A 235-nucleotide genomic window follows, 5' to 3' on the forward strand; every position below is an offset into this window, starting at 1 on the left:
GACGACCCATTCGTCGGGTGATTCTGAGCCCTCTATGGTTAACATCACCGACGCTTGATTATACCCACTGTGTGAAATTTGAGTGACGGACGCACCGGCTAACCCTGCACTGAGCGATTGCCAACGTTGTTTTATCCAATCGGAAGCCTGGGCCCCTGATGTAGTGGTGTAGAAACGGTTGGGAAAATTGATAGCGCACTCATTGTTAATACCATTGATCGCCTTACCGATTTTC

1 protein-coding gene is annotated in these 235 nt (G+C 48.9%); it reads right to left on the reverse strand.

Annotated features, from left to right (window positions below; genetic code table 11):
* On the reverse strand, positions 1-235 hold a 235-nt coding region (locus P8629_RS12745), incomplete at both ends, for a hypothetical protein (RefSeq protein WP_278166452.1).

It is taken from the genome of Hydrogenovibrio sp. 3SP14C1 (genome assembly GCF_029625905.1).
Lineage (GTDB): Bacteria > Pseudomonadota > Gammaproteobacteria > Thiomicrospirales > Thiomicrospiraceae > Hydrogenovibrio.